Here is a 24,976-nt window from a genome sequence, read left to right on the forward strand (position 1 = left end):
TTCGCGCTGGTCGCTCCATGGCCATATTCAGTTTCGCCGATCCCGCTTCGCACGCGATCACTATCCGGGCGAAAGCCCTCACCTTCGACGACCCGAAGTCGCGCATCCTGCTGGAGCGCGTTCAACTCGTCGCGCCGAGCGATGCCACGATTCTCGTCACCGGCGAAAGCGGTACGGGCAAGGAGCTGATCGCGCGTCTCGTGCACGCGTTCAGCGAGCGTCGCGACGGTCCGTTCGTGGCCATCAATTGCGGTGCGTTCTCGGAAACGCTGATCGAAAGCGAGCTGTTCGGCCACGAGCGCGGCGCTTTCACGGGCGCCGTGAACAGTCAGCCGGGCTGGTTCGAATCCGCGAATCGCGGCACGCTGTTTCTCGATGAAGTGGGCGACCTGCCGCTGGCGGCGCAGGTGAAGCTGCTGCGCGTGCTGCAGGAGCGCGAGGTCGTGCCGGTGGGCTCGCGCAAGCCCGTGAAGATCGACGTGCGCCTGGTGGCGGCAACCAACGTCAATCTGGAAGCCGCGGTGCGCGCGGGCAACTTTCGCGAAGATCTGTATTACCGGCTCAACGTCGTCAAGCTGAGCCTGTTGCCGCTGCGCGAGCGGCCCGGCGACATCGGGCCGCTGATCACGCATTTTCTCGATACCTACGCGAGGCGCCTGCGCGTGACGCCGCCCGCCATCACGACGGCCGCGTTCGAGCGGCTTCACTCGCATTCGTGGCCCGGCAATATCCGCGAGCTGGAGAACGTGATCCATCATGCGCTGCTCGTGAGCACGGGCGGCAAGATCGATGTCGCCGATCTGCAGTTCTCGGCGCTCTCGCTCGCGCCTGCCGCTGTGCCGGCGGCAGGCGTTGCGGGCGCGCCCGCTGCGGAGACCGCGCAGGCGGCGGCGGGCAATCGCCGTCCGCGCGACGTGGCGGAAGCGACCACGGCGCTGCGCGCGGCCATCGTCGATCTGCTGGAGCTGGGCACGCCAAGGCTTTGGCAGCATATCGAAGAAACGGTCTACCGTAGCGTGTTCGACTACAGCGAGCGCAACCAGCTACGCACCTCGCGGCTGCTCGATCTCTCGCGCAATATCGTGCGCGCGCGCCTCGCACAGCTCGGCCTGCTCAAGCTGCGCGATGCCAGCGAAGCTAACGAAGCCGCCGAGACCGGCGAAGCCTCGAACGAAGAGCCGGGCCACGGCCCCCATCGCAACTGCCGTCAGGCCTGATCGCGCCAGCGCAGCACGTGTCGCGCCGCGCGCTCGCACAGCGCGCCCATCCCCACCGCGAGCACGGTCACGCCAAGCACGCACACGAGCAGCGCGTCCACGCGCGCGCCGGCCTGCGCGTTCTGCATCAGGTTGCCCACGCCCGCTCCCGCATTGAAGAACAGCTCGCTGCTGGTCGCCGTGATCCAGGCGAACGGCACCGCTTGCAGCACGCCCGCGAACAGATCGGGCAGGGCGGCCGGTATCAGCACGTCACGCAGCCATGCGGCGCGCGTGAGTGAGCAGGTGCGTGCGAGCTCGAAATAGCGCCGGTCCACGCGTCCGAAGCCGTCGGCGCTCGCGGTCGTCATCGGATAGAGCGCGGCCAGAAAGATCACGAACACCTTGGCGAATTCGCCGGTGCCGGCCCACAAGCTCAGCAGCGGCACGAGGCCGAGCAGTGGCACATGGCGAAGCGCCTGGAAGAGCGGCTGGGTCAACTGGCGCACGCGCAGGCTCAACGCCATCGCCGCGCCGAGCGCGGTGCCGCTCGCAACACCGAGCACGAGGCCGAGGGTGGTGCGCCGCAGGCTCGCGCCGAGATCGATGAAGAGTTCGCCGCTGCGGATCAGTTCGATCGCGGCGGCGGCGATCTGCTGTAGCGGCACGAAAGCGTATTGATGCGCAGCGTCGCGATGCGCGGCGATCTGCCAGGCGGCGAGCAGCACGCACGGCAGCACGAAGCCGCGCGCGCGGCGCAGCAGGGCGACGAGGGTGAGCGTGAGGGTCATGAGCGCAACCGGTTTCAGCGAGCGGGGGATTGCCAGCGCGACGACCAGCGTTGCGCGAGCGCGATGGCCTGGTCAAGCGCGAAGCCGATCAGGCCGATGACGAATACGTCGACGAGCACGATGTCGATGCGCAGCATCTGGCGCGCCATTTCCATCATTTCGCCGATGCCGCTGTCGGCGGCCAGCAATTCCACGGCGACGAGCGCGAGCCACGCGCGCGCGAGCGCGATGCGGATGCCGGTGAGCAGGGGGCCGAGCGCGGCCGGCACGAGCACGTCGCGCAGCAGCGCCGCGCGACCGAGCCCGTAGTGCCGTGCCATCTCGATCAGGCCGCGCGGCGCGTCGCGCACGCCGCCATAAGCCGCGAGCGCCACGGGGAAGAACACGGCCTTGGCGACCACGACGATCTTCAACGGCTCGTCGATGCCGATCACGATGACGAGCACCGGGATCAGCGTGAGCGTGGGCACCTGACGCAGGATGTCGAAGAGCGGACGCACGAAATCGGCGAACAGGCGGCCGCGGGCGAGCAGCAACCCGCAGGCCGTCCCGAGGGAGGCGCCGCACGCGAAGCCGACGGCGAGACGGCGCAAGGTGATCACGAGATTTTGCGGCAACTCTCCATCGGCCCAGAGCGCGAGCGCCGTGACGGCCACGCGCTGCGGCGGCACGAGCAGTTGCGGCGCCACCCAGTGCTGCGCGCTCGCGTGCCACCAGAGCGCGGCGAGCACGCACGGCAGCAGCCACCAGAACGACGCGCTATAGAGCGCCCGTGGCCAGCGCGCGGACGGGCGCGGGCGGGCCACCGCGTGCGCGGTGGCGGTCGCGCTCATCGCCGCTTTTGCTGTCCCGGCACTCGATCGCCGCAACGACGAAGCCGCCATATCGACAGGAGTAGTCATGCGTGGCGCGGCCTCAGCGGCTGGCGACGCCAGTCGCGGCATCGTCCCAGTAGTGCTCGATGCCGAGCTGGCGCAGCGCCGTGGCGACGAATTGCGGCGCGAGCAGGCTGTTCACGTCCACGGGTTCGGACGCGAGTCGCGCCTGCACGCTATAGGCCGCCACGTCGCGGTAGTGCGCGCTCAGCGCGGGCGTGAACAGCGGCGACCACTGATCCTTCCAGGGCAGCTTCTCGCCGTCGTATTCGCGCCGCACGACGCTCTCCGGTTGCCCCGAAGCCGTGAGGATCTTCACGAACGCATCGCGGTTCTGCGGCTGCGAGATCCACCACGCGGCACGCACGTAGGCGTTCGCGACCTGTTGCGTGAGCTCGGGATAGCGCGCGACGAAGCGCGCGTCGCCCCAGAGCTCCGCGCGCATCTTCCAGTCGTCGGGTGCCGTTTTCGTCGACCAGATGATCTTGCCGACCTGCTTGTCGACGAGCGGCCAGGCGTCGGCGAGCGTGAAGAAGCCGTCCACGCGTCCCGCCGCCACGGCTGCCGCGCCCGCTTGCGGATCGAGGTTGAAGATGCGGAAGTCGGAGAGCTTGAGCCCGTTCGCCGCGATCAGCTTGCCGAACGGCACTTCCCACGGCCGCCCGCGATTGAGCGCGATGCGCTTGCCCTTGAGATCGGCGATCGATTTCGCCGTCGAATTGGCGGGCACGACGAGATAGGCGTTGCTGCCCACGCCGCCCGGCACGATCAGCTTCGTGCGCGTGCCCGCGGCATTGACGACGACGGAGGGCAGATCGCCATAGGCCGCGAAGTCGATGCTCTGGTTCGTGAAGGCTTCGTTGACGAGGGTGCCCACGGCGGCGGTCGAGACCGGCACCCATTCGAGCTTGATGTTGTGCGCGGCGAGCGCCTTTTCGAGCGACTTGTCCGCGTCGATCAGCGCCGACGCGCCCGCGTACTGGGTCTTGCCGCCGTTCGAGAAGGCGACCACGGCAATGCGCACGACCTTGGGCGCTTCGTCCGCGTGCGCCACGCCGGCGGCGAACGGCAGGGCGGCCGATAACGCGAGGGCGCCACCGCGCAACTGGCGCGCGAAGCGGGGGAGAAAGGTGGCAAGAAGGGGGGCAAGAAAGGCGCGAGCGAAGTGTCGTTTCATGTTCGGGAAGTTCAAGCCGGTGGATCTGGCGTGGGAATGAGAGTGGGCGCGTGGGCGATCAGGCGCGCCGCTGCAGCGCGGGTTGCAGCACTTCGCGCAGCGGCCAGGGATCGATCCAGTCGGCCACGGCGAAATCGGCTTCGAGAAAGCCCCACTCGAACAGGAAGTTCTTGAAGTCTTCGAGCGCGGCGATCGATTCGGGCTCGAGGTTCACGCCGAGGTGACGGCCCAGGTCGGCCCCATAGGCCGCGCGCACCCAGTCGATCGACGAAGCCGTTTCCTGCGAGACGTACTGCGCCGTTTCGTCGGGATGCGTGCGTGCCCATTCGCCCGCGGCCACCACGAGCTTCAGAAAGCCCGCGACGATGTCCGGATGCTGGGCGAGCACGTCCGCATTGACCGTGAGCGGGCGCGGCGTGCCGTTGTTGTTGCGGATGCGCGGGTCCGGGTGAAAGCCGATATCGATCACCACGCGGGCGCCGATCAGCTCGGCCATCTCGAGCCCCGTCGAGCCCTTCACGTAGATCGCATCCACGGCGCCGCGCAGCAGCGCGGCGGCCTCGGCCGCGTAGAGCGCGCGGCTGGCGAATCCCTGCGGCGAGGCGAACAGCTCGGCGGCGCGATCGGTCGAGACGGCCTGCAGCGTGCGCGCCTGCACGTCGACGAGCTCGACGTCGCGCGGCGTCAGCCCTTCGAGGCTCAACGCATTGAAGAAGCCGCGCAGCGCCGAGGCGCGAAAGATGTCGATGCGGTCGCCGGCCCGCTGCGGAATCGCGATGCGCCGCCCGCGCAGGTCCTTCACCGAGCGGATGCCCGAAGACGGCAAGGCCAGAATCAGTTGGGCTTCGTCGACCCACGACAGGCCGATCACACGCGTGCGCGCATCGTTCGAGCGCGCCCACATGGCCGGAATGCTGCCGCCCTGGCGAAACGAGTGCGCGAGGGTGTGATCGCTGATCGACGAGGCGTCGTGGTCCGCCGATTCACGCAGCGAGCGCACCGCCACGCCGTCGGCCGAGAGCTCGCCATTGAGCCAGCCGAGGTGAACGGCAATGCCGAGCGGCGTCGGTACGGGAGAGCGTGCGTACCAGAGCGGCGGCTGCGTGGCCGATGTCGAATCGGGCTTGTCTGTCATGTGTGATGTCCATTTGAAGTTTTCGCTTGAGCGGCCTGTTGCGGCGCGCGCTCGTCGCGCCGGGGCCGGGCGTGTTCACGCAAGTTCCGGGCCAATGGTTCGCGAGCGCTGTGTCGTCCCGCTGTGTCGTTCTTCTCGTGGTGGGGACGGCCGGTTCGGGATGCTTCGCAACGAGCTTCGCGACCACCGTGACCGTGTTTTCCATTGGCCCGGTGTTGCTGCGCCAGCAACAGCGGCGCGCGAAGCTGTTGCGCCAGCAACAACGCGATGACCGCCCAGCCAGGCGCGATGGCGGCCCGCGCCGCCTCGACGAGGCAGCCCGAAACCGTGCTTCGCGCTGTCCCGCATGACCTGCACGCGACGCACGCCGGGATGCGTCGCGCAACTGGCACAACCCGTGCTTATAGGGATGCGAACTCGGGCCGCGCCGTATCAGGCGCACACCGCTCCAGAGCGAAATCAACAGGAGAGCGAATCAATGGCTGTGGAATTTTTGTGGCGTCTGCCGATGCATGGTGACGGGCGCCGCGCTCATGATCTGCATACGCGCGGCGAATGGAATCGCCAGGGGGCATCGCGCGTGGCGCCGAAGCACGGCGACGACGACTTCGGCTATATCGACTATCTCTCGCAGGTGGCGCGCGCGGCGGACCTCGCGGGCTTTCACGGCGCGCTGATTCCGATCTTTCGCTTTACTGAGGAACCGTGGGTGGTCGCTGCCGCGCTCGCACGCGAAACGCGCAATCTGCGCCTGCTGATCGCGTTGCAGCCGTGCTTCCTTCACCCCGTCTACGCCGCGCAGATGGCCGCGAGCCTCCAGCGCATCAGCCGCGGGCGCGTGGAATGGAACGTCGTGACCGGTGGCGGCGGCGCGGATCAGCGCGCCTATGGCGACTTCATCGATCACGACAGCCGTTATGCACGCACCGAAGAATTTCTCCGCGTCGTGAAGGGTGCGTCGACGGGCGAGCCGTTCAGCTTCGACGGGCGCTTCTATCGCGTCGAAGAGGGCGGCCTGTTGCCGCCGCTCGCGAGCCAGCCGGTGCCGCGCATCTATCTGGCGGGCGCGAGCGAGGCGGCGCTGGCCGTCGCCGCGAAGCACGGCGACGTGCATCTGAGCTGGGGCGAGCCGTTGCACAAGCAGAAGGAAATCATCGACAGCGCGCGCCGCGCACTCGACGCGCAAGGCGCCGGGCGCGACTTGCGCTACGGCATGCGCATCGACATTCTCGCGCGCGAGACCGAGGAGCAGGCGTGGGCCGAGCTTCGGCAGATGTTCGCCACCGTGAGCGACACGACGCGGTTCGGCCATGCGCGCAAGACGAGCGGTTTCGGCGATTCGGAATCGGTCGGCGGCAAGCGGCAGTTCGCGCTCCACCAGGGCAACACCCTGCATTTCGACGAGCTCATCGTCGGACCGAACCTCTGGGCCGGCATGTCGCAGATTCGCGGCGGCCCCGGCTGCGTGATCGTCGGCAGTCACGAACAGGTGGCGCAAAGGCTTGCTGAGTACGTCGAGATTGGCGTTTCCACCTTTATTCTCGCGAGCAATCCGCATCTGGAAGAGGCGTATCGCGTGGGCGAGGAAGTGCTGCCGCTCGTCGAAGGCGCGCGAGACGCGCGGCGCACGGCCGCCGCGTTGCGCGTGGCGCAGGCATGAGAGACCGACGCCCGCAAGGGCCCATTCACCCCGCCAGGGAACCGCAAAAAACATGACTGCCACCGCTCTTTCCCACGAGGCCCCGGCCTTGCCAACGCGCGCTACCCAAGCGCTCTGGTACACGCGTTGCCCGGTGCCGACCGCGCTCGGCATCGCCGTGCATCGCGGCTGGTTCGACGACGAGTTCGGCCCGGACGGCATCGCGCTCAACTCGCTCCAGGAAACCGGCGAGGCGCACAAGCGCGAGTCGCATTTCGATCACAGCCTGCCGCATTCGTTTCGCCAGGGCGGCAACGTTCCGGCGCTGTGGGCGCGCTCGCGCGGCGCCGATACGCGCGTGATCGGCCTGTCGTGGACCAACGAGTTTCAGGCGATCGTGACCTTGCCCGAGCGCGGCATTCGCACGTTGCGCGACCTGCGCGGGCGGCGCCTCGGCCTGCCGCGTCACGCCATCAGCATCGACTTCTGGCGCGCCGCCGCGCTCAAGGGCTTTCTGAGCGCGCTGGAACTCGAAGGGCTCGGTCACGGCGACGCCGAATGGGTCGATCTACCGGAGACGGCGCAAGGCGGCCGCGCGCGGCGCAGCGGGCCGGCCGGCACGTTCGCGGCGCGCGGCGCGCACGAGTACGCGCTCGAAGTCGCGGCGCTCGTGCGCGGCGATGTCGACGCCATTTTCGTCAAGGGCGTCTCGGGGCTCTCGACGGTGCATCTGATTGGCGCGCAGGTCGTGATCGATCTGGGCTCGCATCCCGATCCACTCGTGCGCACCGGCAACGGCACGCCGCGCACGCTGACCGTGGACCAGGCGCTGATCGACGAGCGGCCCGATCTGGTGAGCCGCTTCCTCTCGGTCGTGGTGGGCGCGGGCAACTGGGCGACGCAGCATCCCGCGCAGACGGTGGCCTATATCGGCCGCGAGACGTGCGCCTCCGACGAATGGGTCCGCTACGCCTATGGCGCCGAGGTGAACCGGCATCTGGAAACCAACCTGGCGCAGACCTCGATCGATGGGCTCGTGGCGTTCAAGGATTTCCTGTTCGAGTGGGGCTTTCTCGACCACGACTTCGACGCGCGCGCGTGGATCGATCCGGTTCCGCTCGCCGGCATCGGCCGCCATCGTCACGCGTGGCTCGCGTAGCTGCGCGAGGCGCAGGTTCTAAAGGAGTACGAAGATGTCGCTGTCGACCAGCCCTGCATGGGCTTCGCGCGGGCGCCGCCAACTGGCTTTCACGGCGGCGGGCGTGGCGGGCGCGGACCGCGCGCCGTCGTGTGCCGGTGCCGCTGTATCGTTGCGCGCGCAAGCGAGCCGGGGCACGCGTGCCTCGCGCGGCGCCTGGATCGAATGGGCGGGCGTGGGGCTGCTGATCGTCGTGCTGCACGCGGTTCTTGCGTGGCTCGCGCACGCGCAGCGCGACACGGCGCCCATCGAGCCGCCGCGACCGCTGCCGATGACCGTCGAGCTGACGCGCCCGCCCGTGCCCTTGCCCGAGGCGCGGCGGCCACCGCCCGCAGCGGTTCCGCCGAAGCCGCAGGCCACGCCGCCGCGACCGCTGCAGCAGCAGCGCCGTGCGGCGCCGCCACGCGCGCCTGTACCGGCGACCCCGCAGCCAGTTCAGCCCACGGCCCCGCAACCCGCGCCGAGTGCCGTGGCCCCGGCGCAGCCGGCCGCCGCCGCGCCGCCCGCGCCGGCAGTTCCTGCGGCACCGGTTCGAGAAACCGCGCCAGTGGGCGACGCCGCCTATCTGCACAATCCCGCGCCCGACTATCCCCCGATCGCGCAGGACCAGGGATGGGAAGGGCACGTCCTGCTGCGCGTGCACGTGCTCGCGAACGGCACGCCCGATAGCGTCGAGGTGAAAACGAGCAGCGGCCGCCGACTGCTCGACGACGCGGCGCTCGCTGCCGTGCGCCGCTGGGTCTTCGTGCCCGCGAAGCGCGGCGACACCGCGGTGGACGGCTGGGTCAACGTGCCGATCGATTTCAAGCTCGGCTGAGGCCGCACCGTCAACCCATCACCGACGCCCCCCCGACACACGCACAACCCCAACCAGGGAATACATCATGAACGGCATTTCCACGACTTTCATCGTCCAGGGCGCTCTGTGGCTGCTGGGCCTCTTTTCGGTCCTCACCTGGACGCTGATCGCAGCGAAGGCGCTACAGACGTATCGCGACAGCGCGCGCAACCGCCGCTATCTGAAGGCGTTCTGGGCCGCGAGCGGTTTTCAGGCCGCAGCCGCGCTCGACGACGCAAAGAGCCCAGCGGGCCTGCTCGCGGGCGCGGGCTTCGATGCGCTGCGCGGCGCCGACGAAGCGAACGCGGCCAACCTGGGCCACGCGGCGAATGGCGCCAGCACGGCTCACGCGGCCAACGCCCACGACCTCGAACATAGCTGGAGCCGCCACGACCTGCTCGAACGGCATCTGCGCCAGCAGATCCAGCACGCGCGCCGCCGCCAGGAAGCGGGGCTCGCGGTGCTCGCCTCCATCGGCAGCACGGCGCCCTTCGTGGGCCTGTTCGGCACGGTGTTCGGCATCATCCACGCGCTCACGGCCATCGCGCACAGCCAGTCGGCGAGCATCGACGTAGTGGCCGGGCCGATCGGCGAAGCGCTCGTGGCCACCGGCATCGGCATCGCGGTCGCGGTGCCCGCCGTGCTCGCCTACAACTTCTTCGTGCGGCGCGTGAAGGCGGCTTCGGCGGACCTCGATGCGTTCGCCACCGACTTCGTCACGCTCGCGCAAAAGGCGGGCTTCCGCGTGCAGGGCGCAACGCCGCGCACCCAACCCGCGCTCAAGCGCGTGAACGAGGCATACGCATAATGGCTTTCTCCACTTCCTCCGACAACGACGACGTCCTCAGCGAAATCAACATCACGCCGCTCGTCGACGTGATGCTGGTGCTGCTGGTCGCGTTCATCGTCACGGCACCATTGCTCAACAACGCGGTCCACGTGAATCTGCCGAAGACGGTCGCGACCGCGCCCGCGGATTCGAAGTCCGCGGTCACGGTGAGCGTGGACGCCAAAGGCACGATCTGGCTCGACAAGCGCGCCACCGCCCTGAGCGTGCTGCCTGCCCAGCTTGCCGCGCTGAAGGCGAACCGCCCCGACATCGCGCTGAACCTGCAGGCCGACGAGGGCGTGCCCTACGGCACCGTGGCGAAGCTGATGGCCGCGATCGAGCATGCCGGCATCACGCGGCTTTCGGTGCTGACGACCGGCAACGGTTGAGCGAGGCCTGGCCGCGCACGGACCGACTCCCATCACATGGACCTGAGGAGCACATGAGCAATACGCATGGCAGCAACATCCAGTCGATCTGGTACACGCGCTGTCCGGTGCCGACGCCGCTCGGCATCGCCGCCCATCTCGGCTGGCTCGACAGTGAATTCGCGCGCGACGGCATCACCGTGCGTTCGCTGCAGGAGACGCGGCACGCCGCGCTGCGCGCATCGCACATCGACCACGCGCTCGACCACTCGTTTCGCCAGGGCGGCAGCATTCCGGCGTTGTGGGCCCGCGCCGCGGGCGCCGATACGCGCGTGATCGCGCTAACGTGGGTCGACGAAGCGCAGGCCATCGTCGCGTTGCCGCAAGCGGGCATCCGCTCGCCGAAAGATCTGCGGGGCCGCCGCCTCGCGCTGCCGAAACGCGCCGGGGCGCGCATCGATATCTTCCGCGCGGCGGCATTGCGCGGCTTCACGAGCGTGCTCGCGCTGGAAGGAATCGGCACGCACGAGGTGGAGTGGGTCGACGTGGCCGCCGCGAGTGCCGGCGATCCCGGCGCGGGCGCGCAAGAGCCGGCTTCGATGGTGCAGACGCTGTTCAGCAATCCGGCCAGCGTCACGAGCCGAACGCTCTACGCCGCCGAAGCCGCGGCGCTACTGCGCGGCGACGTGGACGCGATCTACGTGAAGGGCTCGCTCGGGCTGGAGACCGCATGGCTGCTGGGCGCCGAGGCGGTGGTGGACATCGGCTTCCATCCCGATCCGCACGTGCGCGTGAACAACGGCTCGCCCCGGCCGCTGACCGTGAATGCAGCGACGCTCGACGAGCACCCGGAGATCGTGGCGCGCTTTCTCGCGCGCGTGATCGACGTCGGGGATTGGGCGCAAAGTCACAAGGACGACGTGCTCGCGTATCTCGGGCGCGAGACGGGTTCCGCTCACGACTGGCTGCGTCTTGCCTATGGCGACGACGTGCATCGCCGTTTGCGCACCGGGCTCGACGAGTCGTCGATTACGGCGCTCGATCACTTCAAGCGCTTTCTCGTGGAGTGGGATTTTCTCCCCGCGGACTTCGACGTGCGCGCCTGGGTCGATGCGCGCGCGCTCGAACGGGCGCGCGCGCATCGCGCGCCGAGCCGGGCGGCGGCCACGGTGCTCTGAGGCTTCCAGTTGACGCCGCATGCGATCGATCTCACGCTTCTGTTGATTCATACTACTTAGTAATTTTTTGAATTCCGTGGGCCGCGTCGCGCATCCGCGCACGCGGCCCTTCGCTTTTGCGTGGCGCTTGCCCGTGCCTGTGTTGCGGCCGCAACATGCGTGCAGCAATCGATGGTTGCGTGAGCAACACCAGGCGCCAAAAAAGCCAGCGAAGCACCGTCCGCAAGCGCTTATGCCGCTGGCATTCGTCTTGCTCTCCATGATGTCAGGCGCGGTAGCGCGTCACGAAAATCCGCAACTCATAAATAAGGATAACGAAGTCAATGTACAAGAGGAAAGCACTGGTCGTAGCGCTCGGGGGAATCCTGTCTGGTGGCCTGATGAGCACGCCCGCAAGCGCGGCAGATAGCGCGGCAAACAACGTGGCGGACGGCGCGCCCGCGCAGGCGGCCACGCCCGCGTCGGGGACGAGCGCCAGCAAGGCGGCGCGCAAGGACGCCAGGGCGCAGCACGTGACGAGTCTCGGCACCGTGACGGTCACCGCACGGCGGCGCAAGGAGAGCATTCAGGAGGTGCCGGTCGCGGTCACCGCCCTCAGCGGCGACGCCATCAAGAACAATGAGCTGCGTGTCGTCAACGACATCACGAAGTACGTGCCTGACTTCAGCGGGCAGTCCACCGAAGGCCGCGAGCGTCCGCGCTGGTTTCTGCGCGGTGTGGGCAGCAACGATCCGTCCGACCTCTCGCTGAGCCCGATCGGCGTCTACTTCGACGACGTCTACATCAACAGCGTGTTCGGCCAGGGCTTTCCGCTTTTCGACCTCGACCATATCGAAGTGCTGCGCGGCCCGCAGGGCACGCTGTGGGGCAAGAACACCATCGGCGGGGCGGTCAGCGTGACCTCGCAGAAGCCGACCTTCGACGTGAGCGGCTACGGCAAGGTGGGCTTCAGCCAGTACGACACGAAGCTGGTCGAGGCGGCAATTGGCAGCCCGATCGGCAGCAACGACGTGCTGGCGGCACGCGTTTCCGTCTACCACGAGAACGGCGACAGCTACTTCACGAATGCGGACGCGAGCGGCCGCTTCGGCGGCTTCCACGACAACGCGGTGCGCTTCCAGTTGCTCGCCGTGCCCACTTCGAACGCCGACTTCCTGCTCAACGTTCACGCCCGCAACTACACGGGCGGCGGCGATCCGTGGCATGCGCAAGGCACCGGCGCGGGCGGGGCGAACCAGTTCGGCTTCGTGGGTTCGAGCGATCCCTATACGGTTTCGCTCAACGCGCCGTCGAGCGACCACATTGCCAGCTATGGCGGCTCGCTTACCGCGCACTGGCACATCAACAGCGCGCTCACGCTCACCTCGATCACGGCGCTCGAAGGCTTGAATCGCTGGTATCAGGACGACGAAGATTATTCGCCCTACGACGCGGCGCGCTCGCATGACGACCTCGCGAGCCACCAGTTTTCGCAGGAGTTCCGCCTGGAGTCGCCGCAGGACCGGCGCCTGAGCTGGATCGCCGGTGCGCACTTCTTCACCGAGGAACTGAGCGAGGACGGCGCGGGCGGCGGCCTGCCCGATGCGCCTGGCGGCCCGTCTTCAACGTACTACCATTTGACCGATCTGACGCAGCACACGCAGAGCGCCGCGGTGTTCGGCAGCGTGAAGTACCGCTTCACCGACCGCTTCAACGTGACCGCGGGCCTGCGCTATACGATCGAGCGCAAGAACATCAACCTCACAGGACTGCAGAACGATGGGCCGGTGTCGTTCAGCGACACCAACGCGTGGTGGGCGCCGTCGCTTATCACGTCGCCGCTGGCGGTCAGCGCGCGTCAGAACCAGACCAACACGTGGCGCGCGCCCACCTGGGATCTCACGCCCGAATATGCGCTCACCGACAACGTGCGCGCCTACGTTCGCTACGCGCGCGGCTTCCGCTCGGGCGGCTATAACGGCAGCGCGTATACGCAGAGCACCGTGTCGACCGTGCAGCCCGAGTACCTGACCGACTACGAGGCCGGCATCAAGAGCGAATGGTTCGACAAGCGCCTGATCGCCAATGCGAGCGTGTTCCATTATGACTATCGCGACATCCAGGTCTTCGCGCTCGCGCCGAATCCGCTTGGCGGCGCGCCGGTATCGACGCTCTCGAATGCGGGGCAGGGCCGCGCGGATGGCTTCGAACTCGAACTGAAGGCGCAGCCCATCAACAGCGTGTATCTGTTCGCCAATCTCGGCTTGCTCAATACGCGCTATACGCAATTCGATTACGTGCAGACGGCGGTGGGGAACACGTTTGCGCGCTCGCCCCATACGACGATCAACGTGGGCGGCGAATACCGTGTGCCGCTCGAATACGGCAGCGTGGCGCTGGGCGGCGACGTCAACTACCGGAGCCTCGAATTTTTCAGCGCGACCCGGCAGTCCGATTCACATCTCTGGCAAGGCGGTTACACGATCCTGAACGCGCACGTTTCGTATGTGACGCCAGACCAGAAGTACATCCTCACCGGCTACGTTACCAACCTGACCAACAAGGTCTACAAGAAGCTCGAACTGCTGCCGTCCTATGGCGCATATCCGGTGCTTTACGGCGACCCGCGCGTGTTCGGCGTGACGTTCACGGCGAAACTCTGATGCAGCCACGGCGACGGGGAAAATAACAAATCGGCATAAGCATTCGAAAACTAGATGGTAGGGCGGCTCACGGGGCATTCGTAGACTGTTGACTTTCCGGCATCGGCCTGACGCGGCTTCGCACAGGTCGTTGCGGGGCCCCGTATTCCGCCTTAGCCGTTCCATCTCGCATCGCAGGAAACCCATGACAACCGACGCTATTGAAACCGCGCCGCAAGCCACACCCATCCAGACGGTTCCCATTATCACTTCGGATGCCGAAGCGCTTGCCGTGGCGCGCAAAGTCGCCATCAAGCTCAAGCAAAACGCCGCGCTGCGCGATCGCGAACGCCAGTTGCCGCACGACGAAATCGAGCTTTTCTCGTCGACGGGACTCTGGGCCATTACCGTGCCGAAGGCATACGGCGGGGCCGAGGTGTCGAACGTCACGCTCGCGGAAGTGATCGCCATCGTTTCGGAGGCCGATCCGTCGATCGGCCAGATTCCGCAGAATCACTTCTGCCTGATCGAAGACATTCGCCTCGAAGGCACCGAGGAACAGAAGCGCTTCTTCTTCGACCTGGTGCTCAGGGGCGCGCGCTATGGCAACGCGTTTTCTGAGGCAGGCGGCAAAAACGTGCTCGATATCCAGACGCGGGTGCGCCGCGACGGCGACGGCTACGTCCTGAACGGCCGCAAATTCTATTCGACGGGCACGCTCTACGCGCACTGGATTCCCGTGCTCGCGCTCGACGAAGCGGACCAGGCCGTGCTCGCTTTCGTGAAGCAGGGCACGCCGGGCCTCACGATCGTGGACGACTGGAGCGGCTTTGGCCAGCGCACCACGGCGAGCGGCACCGTGATTGCCGAAAACGTGCGGGTGGGCGCATTCGAAATCTTCCACACGCAGCGCTCTTATGACCGCCCGACCTTTGCGGGCCCGTTCGCGCAGATCACGACGGCCGCCATCGATCTCGGCATTGCGCGCGCCGCGTTGCAGGACACGATCGAGTTCGTGCAGCAGCATGCGCGCCCGTGGATCGATAGCGGCGTCGAACGCGCCGCGCTGGACCCGCTGACGATCGCGCAGATCGGCGACCTCGCTTATCGCGTCCATGCGGCGGAGGCGATGCTCGAACGTTCCGGACGTTACGTCGATATCGCGCGGCGCGATCCCAACGAGGAAACCGTTGCGCAGGCAGCGATCGCCGTGGGCGAGGCGAAGATCGCCACCACCGAAATTTCGCTGCTGGCCGCGAGCAAATTGTTCGAGCTCGGCGGCAGCAAATCGACGCTGGCCAGGTACAACTTCGACCGCCACTGGCGCAACGCGCGCGTCCACACATTGCACGATCCGGTGCGCTGGAAGTATCACGCCATCGGCAACTACTACCTCAACGGCATCAAGCCGGCGCGCCACTCCTGGAACTGAAGCGCATGAGCAAGCCAATCAGGTTCAACGCCTTTACGATCAACAGTCCCGGCCATCTGAGCGCGGGACTGTGGCGGCATCCCGACGACCAGTCGCACCGCTACACGGACCTGCGGTACTGGATCGATCTCGCGACGACGCTGGAGCGCGGGTTGTTCGACGGCCTGTTCATTGCCGACGTGCTCGGCGTGTACGACGTCTACGGCCGCAGCGCGGACGCGGCATTGCGCAACGCCGCCCAGGTACCGATCAACGACCCGCTGCAACTCGTCCCGGCGATGGCGGCCGCGACGCGCCATCTCGGCTTTGGCGTTACGGCGTCGGTATCGTTCGAGCATCCGTATCCGTTCGCGCGGCGCATGTCGACGGCCGATCATCTGAGCGGCGGCCGCATCGGCTGGAACATTGTGACGTCGTATCTGGAGAGCGGCGCGCGCAATCTCGGCCACGCGGCGCAACTCACGCACGACAACCGCTACGAACTGGCCGACGAATATCTTGAGGTCTGCTACAAGCTCTGGGAAGGCAGTTGGGAGGCGGGGGCCGTGAAGCGCGATGCGCAGCGCGGTGTCTATGTCGATCCGCAGCAGGTTCGCGAGATCGGCCACGAGGGCAAGTTCTTCAACGTGCCGGGTTGCCATCTGAGCGAGCCTTCGCCGCAACGCACGCCGGTGCTGTATCAGGCGGGGGCCTCGTCGCGCGGCCGGCAGTTCGCGGCGCGCCACGGCGAATGCGTATTCGTGGCGGCGCCGACGCGCGCCATCCTGCGCCACCAGGTCGACGCGCTGCGCGCCGAGGCCGTGCGCGAGGGCCGCGCGGCCGGCGACCTGCTGATCTTCAACCAGATCACGATCGTGCTCGCGCCCAGCGACGACGAAGCCCACGCGAAATTCGACGACTACCGCCGCCATATCAGCCGCGACGGCGCGCTCACCTTGATGTCGGGCTGGACCGGCATCGACCTGAGCCAGTTCGATCCGCAGCAGACTCTGGAGCACGTCGAGAGCAATGCGATCCAGTCGGCGGTCGAGGCCTTCACCACGGCCGATCCCGAGCGGACCTGGACCGTCAACGAGATCGCCGATTACTGCGGCATCGGCGGCGATGGCCCCGTGTTCGTCGGCTCGGCTGCAACCGTGGCCGATGCGCTGCAACTGTGGATCGAGGAGACCGGCGTGGATGGCTTCAATGTCGGCGCGGTCGTCAATCCGGGCAGCTTCGCCGATATCGTGGATCTGCTCGTGCCGGAACTTCAACGGCGTGGCGTGTACAAGCGCGCCTACCGGGAAGGCACGTTGCGCGAAAAACTGTTTGGCCGCGGCGACGCCTTGCAGGACAGCCATTACGGCACGCGTTTCCGTATCTGAGTCCAGGCATTTTCGACCGGACGCCAATTGAACAGGGAGTAGACCCATGACCTTGGAAGCGATTAATACACCCGCGGCACCAGCGGCACCAGTGCTGGCCGAAACGGCCCATGCTGGCGGGCTGCGACGCAATTACCTGAACCTGCCTGAGCTGATCGCGCAGTCGATCGGCCTCGTGGGCGTGTCGGGCGGCATCGGCGTGCTGATTCCCGCGGTCTTCGCGACGGCGGGCAACGGCACCTGGCTCGCCTATCTGTTCGCCATCGTGGCGCTGCTGTTTTCTTCGTGGAGCATTTCGATCTTCGCGCGCGATTCGGCCTCGCCAGGTGCTTTGTATTCCTATGTATCGTCGGGAATCGGCCCGATCTGGGGCGCCATCTGCGGATGGTCGCTTCTGATCGCCTACGCGGTGGCCGCGGCGGGCATCCTCCAGGGCACCATCAGCACGTTTCTCGTGCTCGGGCGCGAAGTGGGCCTGCTCGGCAGCACGACCTCGCTGAGCACGACGCTCGCCTTCACGGTCGTGACCGCGTTTGCGGCGTGGTACATCACGTTCCGCGATATCCGGCTGTCCACGCGCTTCACGCTGCTGGTCGAACTGGCCACGCTCGTGCTGATCGGCGTGGTCGTGATCGGCACCATCGCGAGCAGCAACCATCCCGTCGATCATGCGCAGATCTCGCTCGAAGGCGTGAGGCCGAGCCAGTTGCAGCTCGGCATGGTGCTCGCGTTCTTCAGCTTCACGGGTTTCGAAAGCGCTACCGTGCTCGGCGCCGAAGCCAAGGACGCGTTCAAGGCGATTCCGCGCGCAGTGCTCATCAGCGTGCTGGGGCCGGCGATTTTCTTCGTGGTGGGCGCTTACGGGATGGTGAGCGCGTTCCAGGGTCATACGCCCTCGCTCGATCGCGTGGACGGTCCGCTCGCCGTGCTCGCGCACCGGCTTGGCGCGGGCTGGATTGGCGTGCTGATCGATATCGGCGTGTCGCTGAGCTTCTTCGCGGCGTTCTTCTCGTCGATCAACGCGGCGGCGCGCATCGTCTACACGTTCGGTCGTCAGGGCGTACTGCACCAGGCGACGGGTCGCGCACACCAGACCAACGCCACGCCGCATATCGCCGTCGCGCTCGTGACCGTGCTGGCGCTCGCGACGGCGCTGGTGTTCACCGCGCATGGCACGGCGCTGCTGGATTCGTACGGCTATTTGAGCTCGATCGCGACTTATGGCTGGCTGCTCGCCTACGTGCTGGTCGCCGTCGGCGCACCGCTGTATCTGCGCCGCCAAGGCAAGCTCAGGGGCGTGCACGTGCTGGTCAGCATCGTGGCCGTGGTGCTGCTGGCCATCCCGCTCGCGGGCAGTGTGTATCCGGTGCCCGACGGTGTATATGCACGGCTGCCGTATGTGTTCCTCGGGCTGCTCGCGCTGGGGCTGGCGTGGTTCCTGACCTTGCGGACGCGCTATCCCGAGCGCTTGCGCGCACTCGAGGACGATCTGTTGACGAAGTAAGCTCGCAGCGCCGGTCCGGGGATGGCCGCGCGGCATCGGCCTCCCCGGCCGGGGCGCCACCGCGTGGCCCGGCTTGCTCGACGCCAGGCGATGGTAATCGCGGAGAATAAATTCAGTTCGTTACACCACGGGGTTAAATCACGTTGTGATATAAATACTCCGTGGGCGCCACCTACCTCCCGGTGCCCGCCAAGGGGAATCATGAGCGAGCAGCGTGAGCACGGCGATCACAAGGGCGATTTCGCAACCGATGTCCGGCTTCTGCGCATCAGCGCCATCGCGGCCGTGGGCGGCGCACTGAGCACCGTTGCCGCCGACTTTCTGTTGCACCTCATCCGCTTTTTCACGAACCTGTTTTTCTTCCAGACCTTCTCGACGGCGAATCACTCCCCGGCCGGGAACACGCTGGGCTGGCTCGTGGTGGCCGCGCCCGTGATCGGCGGGCTGCTGGTGGGATTGATCGCGCGCTTCGGCTCGGAGCAGGTCCGCGGCCACGGCATCCCGGAAGCCATCGAGGCGATTCTGTTCGGCAAGAGCAAGATGTCGCCGAAGGTGGCCGTGCTCAAGCCGCTCGCGTCGGCTATCGCCATCGGCAGCGGCGGGCCGTTCGGAGCCGAGGGCCCGATCATCATGACGGGCGGCGCGATCGGCTCGCTCATCGCGCAGTTTTTCCATCTCTCGAGTGCCGAACGCAAGGCACTGCTCGTCGCGGGTGCCGTGGCCGGCATGACCGCCGTGTTCGGCACGCCCGTGGCCGCCGTGCTGCTCGCCATCGAACTGCTGCTGTTCGAGCTGCGGCCCCGCAGCCTGCTGCCGGTCGCCATCGCGTGCGCCGTGGCGGGCTTCACGCGGCCGCTGTTTCTCGGCAGCGGCGCCTTGTTTCCGCTGCAGACGCTCCCCATCGGCCCGATCGGCATCGTCTCGGCGGTCATTGCCGGGCTGATCGCGGGCGCGTTGTCGTGGGGGCTCTCCAGCTCGCTCTACAAAGTGGAAGACCTGTTCGGCAAGCTCCCCATTCACTGGATGTGGTGGCCCGCATTGGGCGCCGTGGCCGTGGGCATCGGCGGATATTTCCAGCCGCGCACGCTAGGCGTGGGCTACGACGTGATCGGCGACCTGCTGCAAAATCACCTGGCCATGCAGGCCGTGGTCGGCATCGTCGTCGTCAAGGCCATCATCTGGGTCATCGCGCTGGCCTCGGGGACGTCGGGCGGCGTGCTCGCGCCCTTGCTGATGATGGGCGCGGGCGTGGGCGCGCTGGTCGGGCCGTACATGCCCGGCGGCGATCCCGCGCTGTGGCCGCTCATCTTCATGGCGGCCGCGCTCGGCGGCATGATGCGCGCGCCCGTGATGGCCGCGGTGTTCGCCTTCGAACTCACGGGCGACGCCAATGCCTTGCTGCCGCTGCTCGCCGCGGCCGCGGTGGCCTATGGTTTCACAGTGATGTTCATGCGTCGCTCGATCCTGACCGAGAAGATTGCAAGGCGCGGCTATCACATCTACCGCGAATACAGCATCGATCCGCTCGAACGCCATTACGTGGACGAGGTGATGACGCGCACGGTCGTGACGATCGATGCGGACACAACGGTTTGCAGCGTGCTCGACGACTATTTCGGCAAGGGCCAGAAGTTTCGCGCCTATCCCGTGCTGAGGAATGGGGTGCTGCTGGGCATGGTGGACCGCGCGCTGCTCGACCGTATTCCCACGGGCAAGGCCGGAATGCCCATTGGCTCGGCGTTCGCGAAGACGCGCGTCGAAGTCGCCTTGCCTGGCGAGACGTGCCGGAATGTGGCGGCGCGGCTCGCCATCACGGGCCTCGACCGCGTGCCGGTGGTGGAAGACGAAAAGACCTTGCGCCTGCTCGGCGTGGTCTCGCGGCACGACCTGGTCAAGCCTTCGATGCAGGTCTTCGCTGAGGAGCGCGAGATCGAGCAGTTCCGCCAGGTCTGGGTTCCGCGCAGCACGCTTTTCGCCCCCACCCGCAAGCGCCAGGACGTGCCCGACGAGCACGCCGATGCGGGCCGATGAATACCGCCAGCGCAGATCGTACCGGTTGCGCCGCAAGCTCCCTCATTTGACGGCGGCCTGCGCCGCCGCTTGCCGCGCTTCGTTGCGCGGCGCGGGCACGGTGCACAACAGCATGACCATGCCGGCCGCGAGCAGCAGCGCGATCACTGCGAACCCCGCATAGAGGTTGCCGGTATAGGCCTTGAGCAGGCCGACCAGCGACGGACTCACGGCGCCGCCCAGCGCGCCGATTGCGGTAATCACGGCGATACCGCCCGCCGCCGCGCCGCCGTCGAGCCACGCCGTGGGTATCGTCCAGAAGATGCTGAGCGTCGCGTAGATGCAGACTGAAGCGGCCATCAGCAGCACGACGGTGAACGCCACGCTGTGCGCCGCGAACGGCAGCAGCAGGAAGCTCACGGCGACGACGAAGCCGCAGGCGGCGACATGCCAGCGGCGCTCCATGCGTCGATCGGAGCTGCGGCCGATGAGGGCGATGCCGATGGCCGTGCACACCGAGATCGCGCCGCTCAGCCAGCCCACGTCGCGCACTTCATGCACGCCGACCTGACGCAGCAGCGTGGGAATCCAGAAGCCGATGGCGTTCAGGCCCATGAAGATGCAGAAATAAATGGCCGAGAGCAGATGGATGCGCGGATTGCGCAGTACATCGCGCAGGCGTGCAGCCGGTGCCGCGTGGGCGCGGCGGCGCTGGCGGTCGGCGTCGAGCGCGGCTTGCACGTGCTGTTTCTCGGCGCTTGTGAGCCAGCGCGCGTCGGCGGGCCGGTTGTCGAGGTAGAGCAGGGCCATCACGCCGAGCGCAATGGCGGGCACGCCTTCGATCAGGAACAGCCATTGCCAGCCGCGCAGGCCCATCGCGTCGTGCAGATGGCTCATGATCGCGCCGGAGAGCGGGCCGCCTATCACACCGGCGAGCGGCACCGCCATGATGAAGAGGCTCAGGATGCGTCCGCGCCGGCTGTCGGGAAACCAGTAGGTCAGATAGAGCACGATGCCGGGAAAGAAGCCCGCTTCGGCCGCGCCCAGCAAAAAACGCAGCACGTATAGCGTGGTGGCGTTGTGCACGAACATCAGCAGCACGGTCAGGCCGCCCCATAGCACCATGATGCGCAGCAGCGTCTTGCGCACGCCGATGCGCGCGAGCAGCAGGTTGCTCGGGACTTCGAACACGACGTAGCCGATGAAGAACATGCCTGCCGCGATGCCGAATATCGCGTCGTCGAGCTTCAGGTCCTGGAGGAACTGAAGCTTCGCAAAGCCGATGTTGACGCGATCGATGAAGTTGACGACGTAGCAGACGAACAGGAAGGGCACGATGCGGCGCGCGATCTTCCTGAACGTGGCATCGTCGTGCTGCGTGGCCGATGGGTTGTGCATCGTGTGTCTCCTGGCTCCGGTCTCTTGCTGCGCTGGTTTTTTTGCGCGGTTTTTATTTAGCGGCTCGCGGGCGCGGCGCTTACCACTCGCCAAAGAATACGCCCCACTGTTTATGCGTATCGGTCTTGCTTGCCACGGTCGCGTGATCGATGGTCACACGCTGCTTGAGCGCGCCGTGCCACTCGGCGAGCCGTGCATGCATGCGCGCGCGGATGGGCTCGTGGCTCGCATCGGCGCCCAGGTCGACGTATTCGTCGGGGTCCGCAGCGAGGTCGAAGAGCTGTGGCCGGAAGCCTTGCCAGTAGACGTATTTCCAGCGCGCGTCGCGCACCATCCAGCCGCGGCAAGCGTCGGGGCTGCGGCCCAGCGTGAGGCGCGCGCCGCGGAAGCTGTAGTCGAGTTCGGAAACGACATAGTCGCGCCAGCCCCGGGTCTTGTCCGCGTCGCCGCGCGTGAGCGCCAGCACCGAGGCGCCTTCCACGCGCTCGTCGTAAGCAGGTAGCGCGAGCGCATCGAGTATGGTCGGCACGACGTCGATGCCCGACATGAAGCGCGTTTCCGCGGTGCCGCGCGTGGCGTCGGCGCGCGGCGACGGGTCGTAGACGATCATCGGCACGCGCTGCACGGTGTCGTAGAACAGCTCCTTTTCGCCGAGCCAATGATCGCCGAGAAAATCGCCGTGATCGGCGGTGAAGACGATCAGCGTGTCCTGCCAGCGGCCCAGGCGCTCCAGCGTTTCCCACAGGCGGCCGAGATGATCGTCGATCTGCTGGATCAGGCCTTGATAGACGGGACGCACGGTGTTCGACACTTCCTCGCGCGAGAAATTGCGGCTTTCCTCGTGCTGGCGGTAAGCGGCCACCACGGGATGCGCCTCGTCGAGTTCGCTGCGCTGACGCTTGAGCGGCAGGCACTGGTCGAGCGAATACATGTCGTGGTACGGGCGCGGCGCCACATAGGGCCAGTGCGGCTTCACGTACGAGAGGTGCAGCGCCCACGGCGTGTCGCCTTGCTGCTCGATGTAGCGGATCGCCTGGTCGGTCATGTACGCGGTTTCCGAATGCGGCTCGGCCACGCGCGAGGGCCAGCGCACGTTGCGCATCTGCCAGCCCGAATGCACAGCGCCGCTTTCGTCTTCCACGCCGATCACGAAATCGCTCCAGGGCTTGTCGCTCACATAGCCGTGACGGCGCAGGTAGGCCGGGTAGCCGCTTTCGCTGCCGGGCTCGTGATGGCCGTCGTAGCGGTCGAGCTCGATGAAGGAGCCGGTCGAGAGCCGCTGGCCGAGCGCGCTCGCGCGGGCAATCTCCAGACGCTCCATGCCTTGTGCATCCACCTGCACATGCGTTTTGCCCGCGAGCGCGAGCGTCCTGCCGTGGCGCATCAGGTATTCGCCGAGCGTGAGCTCGCCGAGCGACATCGGCACGCGATTCCAGTTCGCGCCGTGGCTGCTCATCGTGCGTCCCGTGTAGTACGACATGCGCGAGGGACCGCATACGCCCGAGGTCACGAACGCGTTGTCGAAGCGCACGCCGCGCGCGGCCAGCGCGTCGATGTTGCGGGTGCGCAGATACGGATGCCCGTAGCAGCCGAGATGATCGCGCCGCAACTGATCGCACATGATGAAGAGAACGTTTCGTGTCGATGTCATGCTGGATGCCGTTCCTGATGCGAGTGGGTGGTGCCGGTGGGGGTGTTGCCGGGATAGTTGGGAATAGTAGGGAAGGGACCGACGATTGACCTAGTCAAACGTGTGTGCAGATGCACAATGGCGCGCCGTCCCGCACCGCCGGGCCCTGTAACGGCGGCATAATGGCGGATCGATCCGCTTTCATCAGCTTCCGTCAGCTTTCATTCGATCCGACCGTGCCGCGCTCCAAACCCGCTTCTCCCGCGCCTCCCGCATCCGGCCAGCCCGCGCTGAAGCACCCCGCGCATATCGAGGAATTCCTGCTGTACCGGATTCATAATCTCGCCCGGCTCGCCACCCAGGGCGTCGGCTTGATGTTCCGCCGCGAAATGGGCATCAGCCGGCGCGACTGGCGCATCCTCGCTTTCGTCGGACGATATCCCGACCTGAACCTCACGCGGCTCGCCGAGCTCGCGTCGCTCGACACGGTGGTGGCGAGCCGGTGCGTCGCCCAGCTGGTCAAGCGCGGGTTGATCGCCAGTTCGCGGCTGCCGTCGAACAAGCGCATCACGGTCCTCACGCTCACGGAGGCGGGCAAGTTGACCTACGAGCGGGCGCGCGCGGGAGGACAGAAGTACAACGTCGAGTTCGTGGCTTGCCTGAGCGACGAGGAGGCGGGTGTGCTCGACGCGCTGCTCACGCGGCTGGAACAGCGCGCGGAGGAGCTCACGCAGCGTGAGATCGAGAAGAGCGGCGGGGTTGCGCCGGAGGATGATGTGTGACGCCGCGCGCGGCAGCGGACGCTATGCAGCGGCCCACGCGCTGCGGCGCTTCGTCGGCCTCGATGGTTTCGGCGTGCTGGCCTTCCCGCTCATCAACTCAAGAATCTTCCCGCGCAGCCACAGTCCCGCCTGATCCTGCTCGCTGCTGCGATGCCAGTACAAATGCCATTCGAGGTCCGGAAGCTGAAACGGCAGCTCGAAAATGCGCGCGTCATGGCGTTGCAGAAGCTGGACCGGCGCGGTCAGCGCGAGGTCGGTGCGCAGCGCCACGAGCGGCGCCACCATGTAATGCTGCACGCGCATCTGTATCCGCCGCTGCCTGCCGAGCTTCTTCAATTCCGCATCCACGAAGCCGCTGCCCTGGCGGCGGCTCGACACCTGGATATGGCCGAGCGCGAGGTAATCGTCCATGGCCAGCGTCTCGCCCGCAAACGGGTGATCGTGACGCAGCATGCACGCATAGTGGTCGTTGCCGAGCGGCGCCTGACGCAGTTGCGGATCGTCGATGAGCGGCACGTCGATCGCAAAGTCGATCTTGCCGGTGGCGAGCGCCGTGGACATTTCGCTGCGCGGTGTGAAATAGCATTCGATGCTCATGCCGGGCGCCTGTTGCTGAAGCACTTCGCCCAGCGCGGGCAGCAGGATCGCCTCGGTCAGGTCGGGCATGCTCAGGCGAAACGTGCGTTCCGAAGTCGCGGGCACGAACACGTCGCCTTCGGTCGCGCTCGCTTCGAGCAACTGCAGCGCCTCGCGCACGCGGCCAATGATGTTCTCGGTCAGCGGCGTGGGCACCATGCCCGTGGACGTGCTCACGAACAGCGGGTCGTCGAAGGCCTTGCGCATACGCGCGAGCGCATTGCTGACGGCGGGCTGCGTGATGGAAAGCGCCTCGGCCGCGCGAGTCAGATTGCGTTTTTCGTAGATCGATTCGAATACGACGAACAGATTCAGGTCCAGCCTCGGTGAACGCATCGCACAGTCTCCGTTTGCCGTCATCATAAACGACGG

General features: G+C 66.9%; 20 protein-coding genes. 13 read left to right on the forward strand and 7 right to left on the reverse strand.

Going from position 1 to position 24,976, the window contains the following annotated elements; genetic code table 11:
• Window positions 1-17 precede the first annotated feature (17 nt).
• A complete protein-coding gene (locus U5775_RS02095) occupies window positions 18-1,217 on the forward strand; it encodes a sigma-54 interaction domain-containing protein (RefSeq protein WP_322056461.1) in 1,200 nt (399 codons plus the stop codon).
• Here the strand turns inward: U5775_RS02095 and U5775_RS02100 are convergent.
• The 4 genes from U5775_RS02100 to U5775_RS02115 all read right to left on the reverse strand — a co-directional run bounded on the left by U5775_RS02100 (window position 1,208) and on the right by U5775_RS02115 (window position 5,174).
• Entirely contained in the window at window positions 1,208-1,987 is a 780-nt protein-coding gene (locus U5775_RS02100; RefSeq protein ID WP_322056462.1) for an ABC transporter permease, read from the reverse strand. The genes U5775_RS02095 and U5775_RS02100 overlap by 10 nt on opposite strands.
• A 14-nt stretch (window positions 1,988-2,001) precedes the next feature.
• A complete protein-coding gene (locus U5775_RS02105; RefSeq protein ID WP_322056463.1) occupies window positions 2,002-2,820 on the reverse strand; it encodes an ABC transporter permease in 819 nt (272 codons plus the stop codon).
• An 82-nt stretch (window positions 2,821-2,902) separates the two neighbouring features.
• Window positions 2,903-4,039, reverse strand: a complete 1,137-nt coding sequence (locus U5775_RS02110; RefSeq protein ID WP_322056464.1) for an ABC transporter substrate-binding protein — start codon at window positions 4,037-4,039, stop codon at window positions 2,903-2,905.
• 58 nt (window positions 4,040-4,097) lie between these two features.
• Window positions 4,098-5,174, reverse strand: coding sequence for an ABC transporter substrate-binding protein (locus U5775_RS02115; protein WP_322056465.1), 1,077 nt, complete (start codon window positions 5,172-5,174; stop codon window positions 4,098-4,100).
• Between the two features lie 478 nt (window positions 5,175-5,652).
• On the opposite strand from U5775_RS02115, the gene U5775_RS02120 reads away from it, so the two are divergent.
• The 11 genes from U5775_RS02120 to U5775_RS02170 all read left to right on the forward strand — a co-directional run bounded on the left by U5775_RS02120 (window position 5,653) and on the right by U5775_RS02170 (window position 20,179).
• On the forward strand, window positions 5,653-6,834 hold the full coding sequence (locus tag U5775_RS02120; RefSeq protein ID WP_322056466.1) for an LLM class flavin-dependent oxidoreductase: 1,182 nt from the start codon (window positions 5,653-5,655) through the stop codon (window positions 6,832-6,834).
• Window positions 6,835-6,886: 52 nt separating this feature from the next.
• Window positions 6,887-7,972, forward strand: a complete 1,086-nt coding sequence (locus U5775_RS02125) for an ABC transporter substrate-binding protein (protein WP_322056467.1) — start codon at window positions 6,887-6,889, stop codon at window positions 7,970-7,972.
• A gap of 34 nt (window positions 7,973-8,006) precedes the next feature.
• On the forward strand, window positions 8,007-8,828 hold the full coding sequence (locus U5775_RS02130; RefSeq protein ID WP_322056468.1) for an energy transducer TonB: 822 nt from the start codon (window positions 8,007-8,009) through the stop codon (window positions 8,826-8,828).
• A gap of 67 nt (window positions 8,829-8,895) precedes the next feature.
• Window positions 8,896-9,657: a MotA/TolQ/ExbB proton channel family protein gene (locus U5775_RS02135; protein ID WP_322056469.1), complete on the forward strand. Its 762-nt coding sequence runs from the start codon at window positions 8,896-8,898 to the stop codon at window positions 9,655-9,657.
• Entirely contained in the window at window positions 9,657-10,067 is a 411-nt protein-coding gene (locus U5775_RS02140; protein ID WP_322056470.1) for a biopolymer transporter ExbD, read from the forward strand. Before U5775_RS02135 ends, U5775_RS02140 begins: the two co-directional genes overlap by 1 nt.
• Before the next feature lie 53 nt (window positions 10,068-10,120).
• Window positions 10,121-11,224 (forward strand): ABC transporter substrate-binding protein, encoded by a 1,104-nt coding sequence (locus U5775_RS02145; RefSeq protein WP_322056471.1) that lies wholly within the window; start codon window positions 10,121-10,123, stop codon window positions 11,222-11,224.
• 323 nt (window positions 11,225-11,547) lie between these two features.
• Window positions 11,548-13,866 (forward strand): TonB-dependent receptor, encoded by a 2,319-nt coding sequence (locus tag U5775_RS02150; RefSeq protein ID WP_322056472.1) that lies wholly within the window; start codon window positions 11,548-11,550, stop codon window positions 13,864-13,866.
• A gap of 184 nt (window positions 13,867-14,050) precedes the next feature.
• Window positions 14,051-15,277, forward strand: coding sequence for an SfnB family sulfur acquisition oxidoreductase (locus U5775_RS02155; protein ID WP_322056473.1), 1,227 nt, complete (start codon window positions 14,051-14,053; stop codon window positions 15,275-15,277).
• A gap of 5 nt (window positions 15,278-15,282) precedes the next feature.
• Window positions 15,283-16,644, forward strand: a complete 1,362-nt coding sequence (locus U5775_RS02160) for an LLM class flavin-dependent oxidoreductase (protein WP_322056474.1) — start codon at window positions 15,283-15,285, stop codon at window positions 16,642-16,644.
• Window positions 16,645-16,690: 46 nt separating this feature from the next.
• The gene (locus tag U5775_RS02165) at window positions 16,691-18,148 is read left to right on the forward strand and encodes an APC family permease (RefSeq protein WP_322056475.1); all 1,458 of its coding nucleotides are present in this window, start codon (window positions 16,691-16,693) and stop codon (window positions 18,146-18,148) included.
• Between the two features lie 201 nt (window positions 18,149-18,349).
• The gene (locus U5775_RS02170; RefSeq protein WP_322056476.1) at window positions 18,350-20,179 is read left to right on the forward strand and encodes a chloride channel protein; all 1,830 of its coding nucleotides are present in this window, start codon (window positions 18,350-18,352) and stop codon (window positions 20,177-20,179) included.
• Window positions 20,180-20,221: 42 nt separating this feature from the next.
• On the opposite strand, the gene U5775_RS02175 is transcribed toward U5775_RS02170, so the two are convergent.
• Both U5775_RS02175 and U5775_RS02180 read right to left on the reverse strand, forming a co-directional pair.
• Window positions 20,222-21,556, reverse strand: coding sequence for an MFS transporter (locus U5775_RS02175; RefSeq protein WP_322056477.1), 1,335 nt, complete (start codon window positions 21,554-21,556; stop codon window positions 20,222-20,224).
• A 79-nt stretch (window positions 21,557-21,635) separates the two neighbouring features.
• Window positions 21,636-23,207, reverse strand: a complete 1,572-nt coding sequence (locus tag U5775_RS02180) for a sulfatase-like hydrolase/transferase (protein ID WP_322056478.1) — start codon at window positions 23,205-23,207, stop codon at window positions 21,636-21,638.
• A 110-nt stretch (window positions 23,208-23,317) separates the two neighbouring features.
• On the opposite strand from U5775_RS02180, the gene U5775_RS02185 reads away from it, so the two are divergent.
• Window positions 23,318-23,968, forward strand: a complete 651-nt coding sequence (locus U5775_RS02185; protein ID WP_322056479.1) for a MarR family winged helix-turn-helix transcriptional regulator — start codon at window positions 23,318-23,320, stop codon at window positions 23,966-23,968.
• Window positions 23,969-23,989: 21 nt separating this feature from the next.
• On the opposite strand, the gene U5775_RS02190 is transcribed toward U5775_RS02185, so the two are convergent.
• A complete protein-coding gene (locus U5775_RS02190; RefSeq protein WP_322056480.1) occupies window positions 23,990-24,940 on the reverse strand; it encodes a LysR family transcriptional regulator in 951 nt (316 codons plus the stop codon).
• Window positions 24,941-24,976 lie beyond the last annotated feature (36 nt).

This window comes from Paraburkholderia sp. J63, assembly GCF_905220245.1.
Lineage (GTDB): Bacteria > Pseudomonadota > Gammaproteobacteria > Burkholderiales > Burkholderiaceae > Paraburkholderia.

Coding starts and splice junctions, on each gene's coding strand:
- U5775_RS02150 (WP_322056472.1), top strand. CDS start 11,548: ATGTACAAGAGGAAAGCACTGGTCGTAGCGCTCGGGGGAATCCTGTCT.
- U5775_RS02110 (WP_322056464.1), bottom strand. CDS start 4,039: ATGAAACGACACTTCGCTCGCGCCTTTCTTGCCCCCCTTCTTGCCACC.
- U5775_RS02095 (WP_322056461.1), top strand. CDS start 18: ATGGCCATATTCAGTTTCGCCGATCCCGCTTCGCACGCGATCACTATC.
- U5775_RS02135 (WP_322056469.1), top strand. CDS start 8,896: ATGAACGGCATTTCCACGACTTTCATCGTCCAGGGCGCTCTGTGGCTG.
- U5775_RS02155 (WP_322056473.1), top strand. CDS start 14,051: ATGACAACCGACGCTATTGAAACCGCGCCGCAAGCCACACCCATCCAG.
- U5775_RS02125 (WP_322056467.1), top strand. CDS start 6,887: ATGACTGCCACCGCTCTTTCCCACGAGGCCCCGGCCTTGCCAACGCGC.
- U5775_RS02120 (WP_322056466.1), top strand. CDS start 5,653: ATGGCTGTGGAATTTTTGTGGCGTCTGCCGATGCATGGTGACGGGCGC.
- U5775_RS02165 (WP_322056475.1), top strand. CDS start 16,691: ATGACCTTGGAAGCGATTAATACACCCGCGGCACCAGCGGCACCAGTG.
- U5775_RS02130 (WP_322056468.1), top strand. CDS start 8,007: ATGTCGCTGTCGACCAGCCCTGCATGGGCTTCGCGCGGGCGCCGCCAA.
- U5775_RS02190 (WP_322056480.1), bottom strand. CDS start 24,940: ATGCGTTCACCGAGGCTGGACCTGAATCTGTTCGTCGTATTCGAATCG.
- U5775_RS02175 (WP_322056477.1), bottom strand. CDS start 21,556: ATGCACAACCCATCGGCCACGCAGCACGACGATGCCACGTTCAGGAAG.
- U5775_RS02145 (WP_322056471.1), top strand. CDS start 10,121: ATGAGCAATACGCATGGCAGCAACATCCAGTCGATCTGGTACACGCGC.
- U5775_RS02100 (WP_322056462.1), bottom strand. CDS start 1,987: ATGACCCTCACGCTCACCCTCGTCGCCCTGCTGCGCCGCGCGCGCGGC.
- U5775_RS02115 (WP_322056465.1), bottom strand. CDS start 5,174: ATGACAGACAAGCCCGATTCGACATCGGCCACGCAGCCGCCGCTCTGG.
- U5775_RS02180 (WP_322056478.1), bottom strand. CDS start 23,207: ATGACATCGACACGAAACGTTCTCTTCATCATGTGCGATCAGTTGCGG.
- U5775_RS02185 (WP_322056479.1), top strand. CDS start 23,318: ATGCACAATGGCGCGCCGTCCCGCACCGCCGGGCCCTGTAACGGCGGC.
- U5775_RS02170 (WP_322056476.1), top strand. CDS start 18,350: ATGAGCGAGCAGCGTGAGCACGGCGATCACAAGGGCGATTTCGCAACC.
- U5775_RS02105 (WP_322056463.1), bottom strand. CDS start 2,820: ATGAGCGCGACCGCCACCGCGCACGCGGTGGCCCGCCCGCGCCCGTCC.
- U5775_RS02160 (WP_322056474.1), top strand. CDS start 15,283: ATGAGCAAGCCAATCAGGTTCAACGCCTTTACGATCAACAGTCCCGGC.
- U5775_RS02140 (WP_322056470.1), top strand. CDS start 9,657: ATGGCTTTCTCCACTTCCTCCGACAACGACGACGTCCTCAGCGAAATC.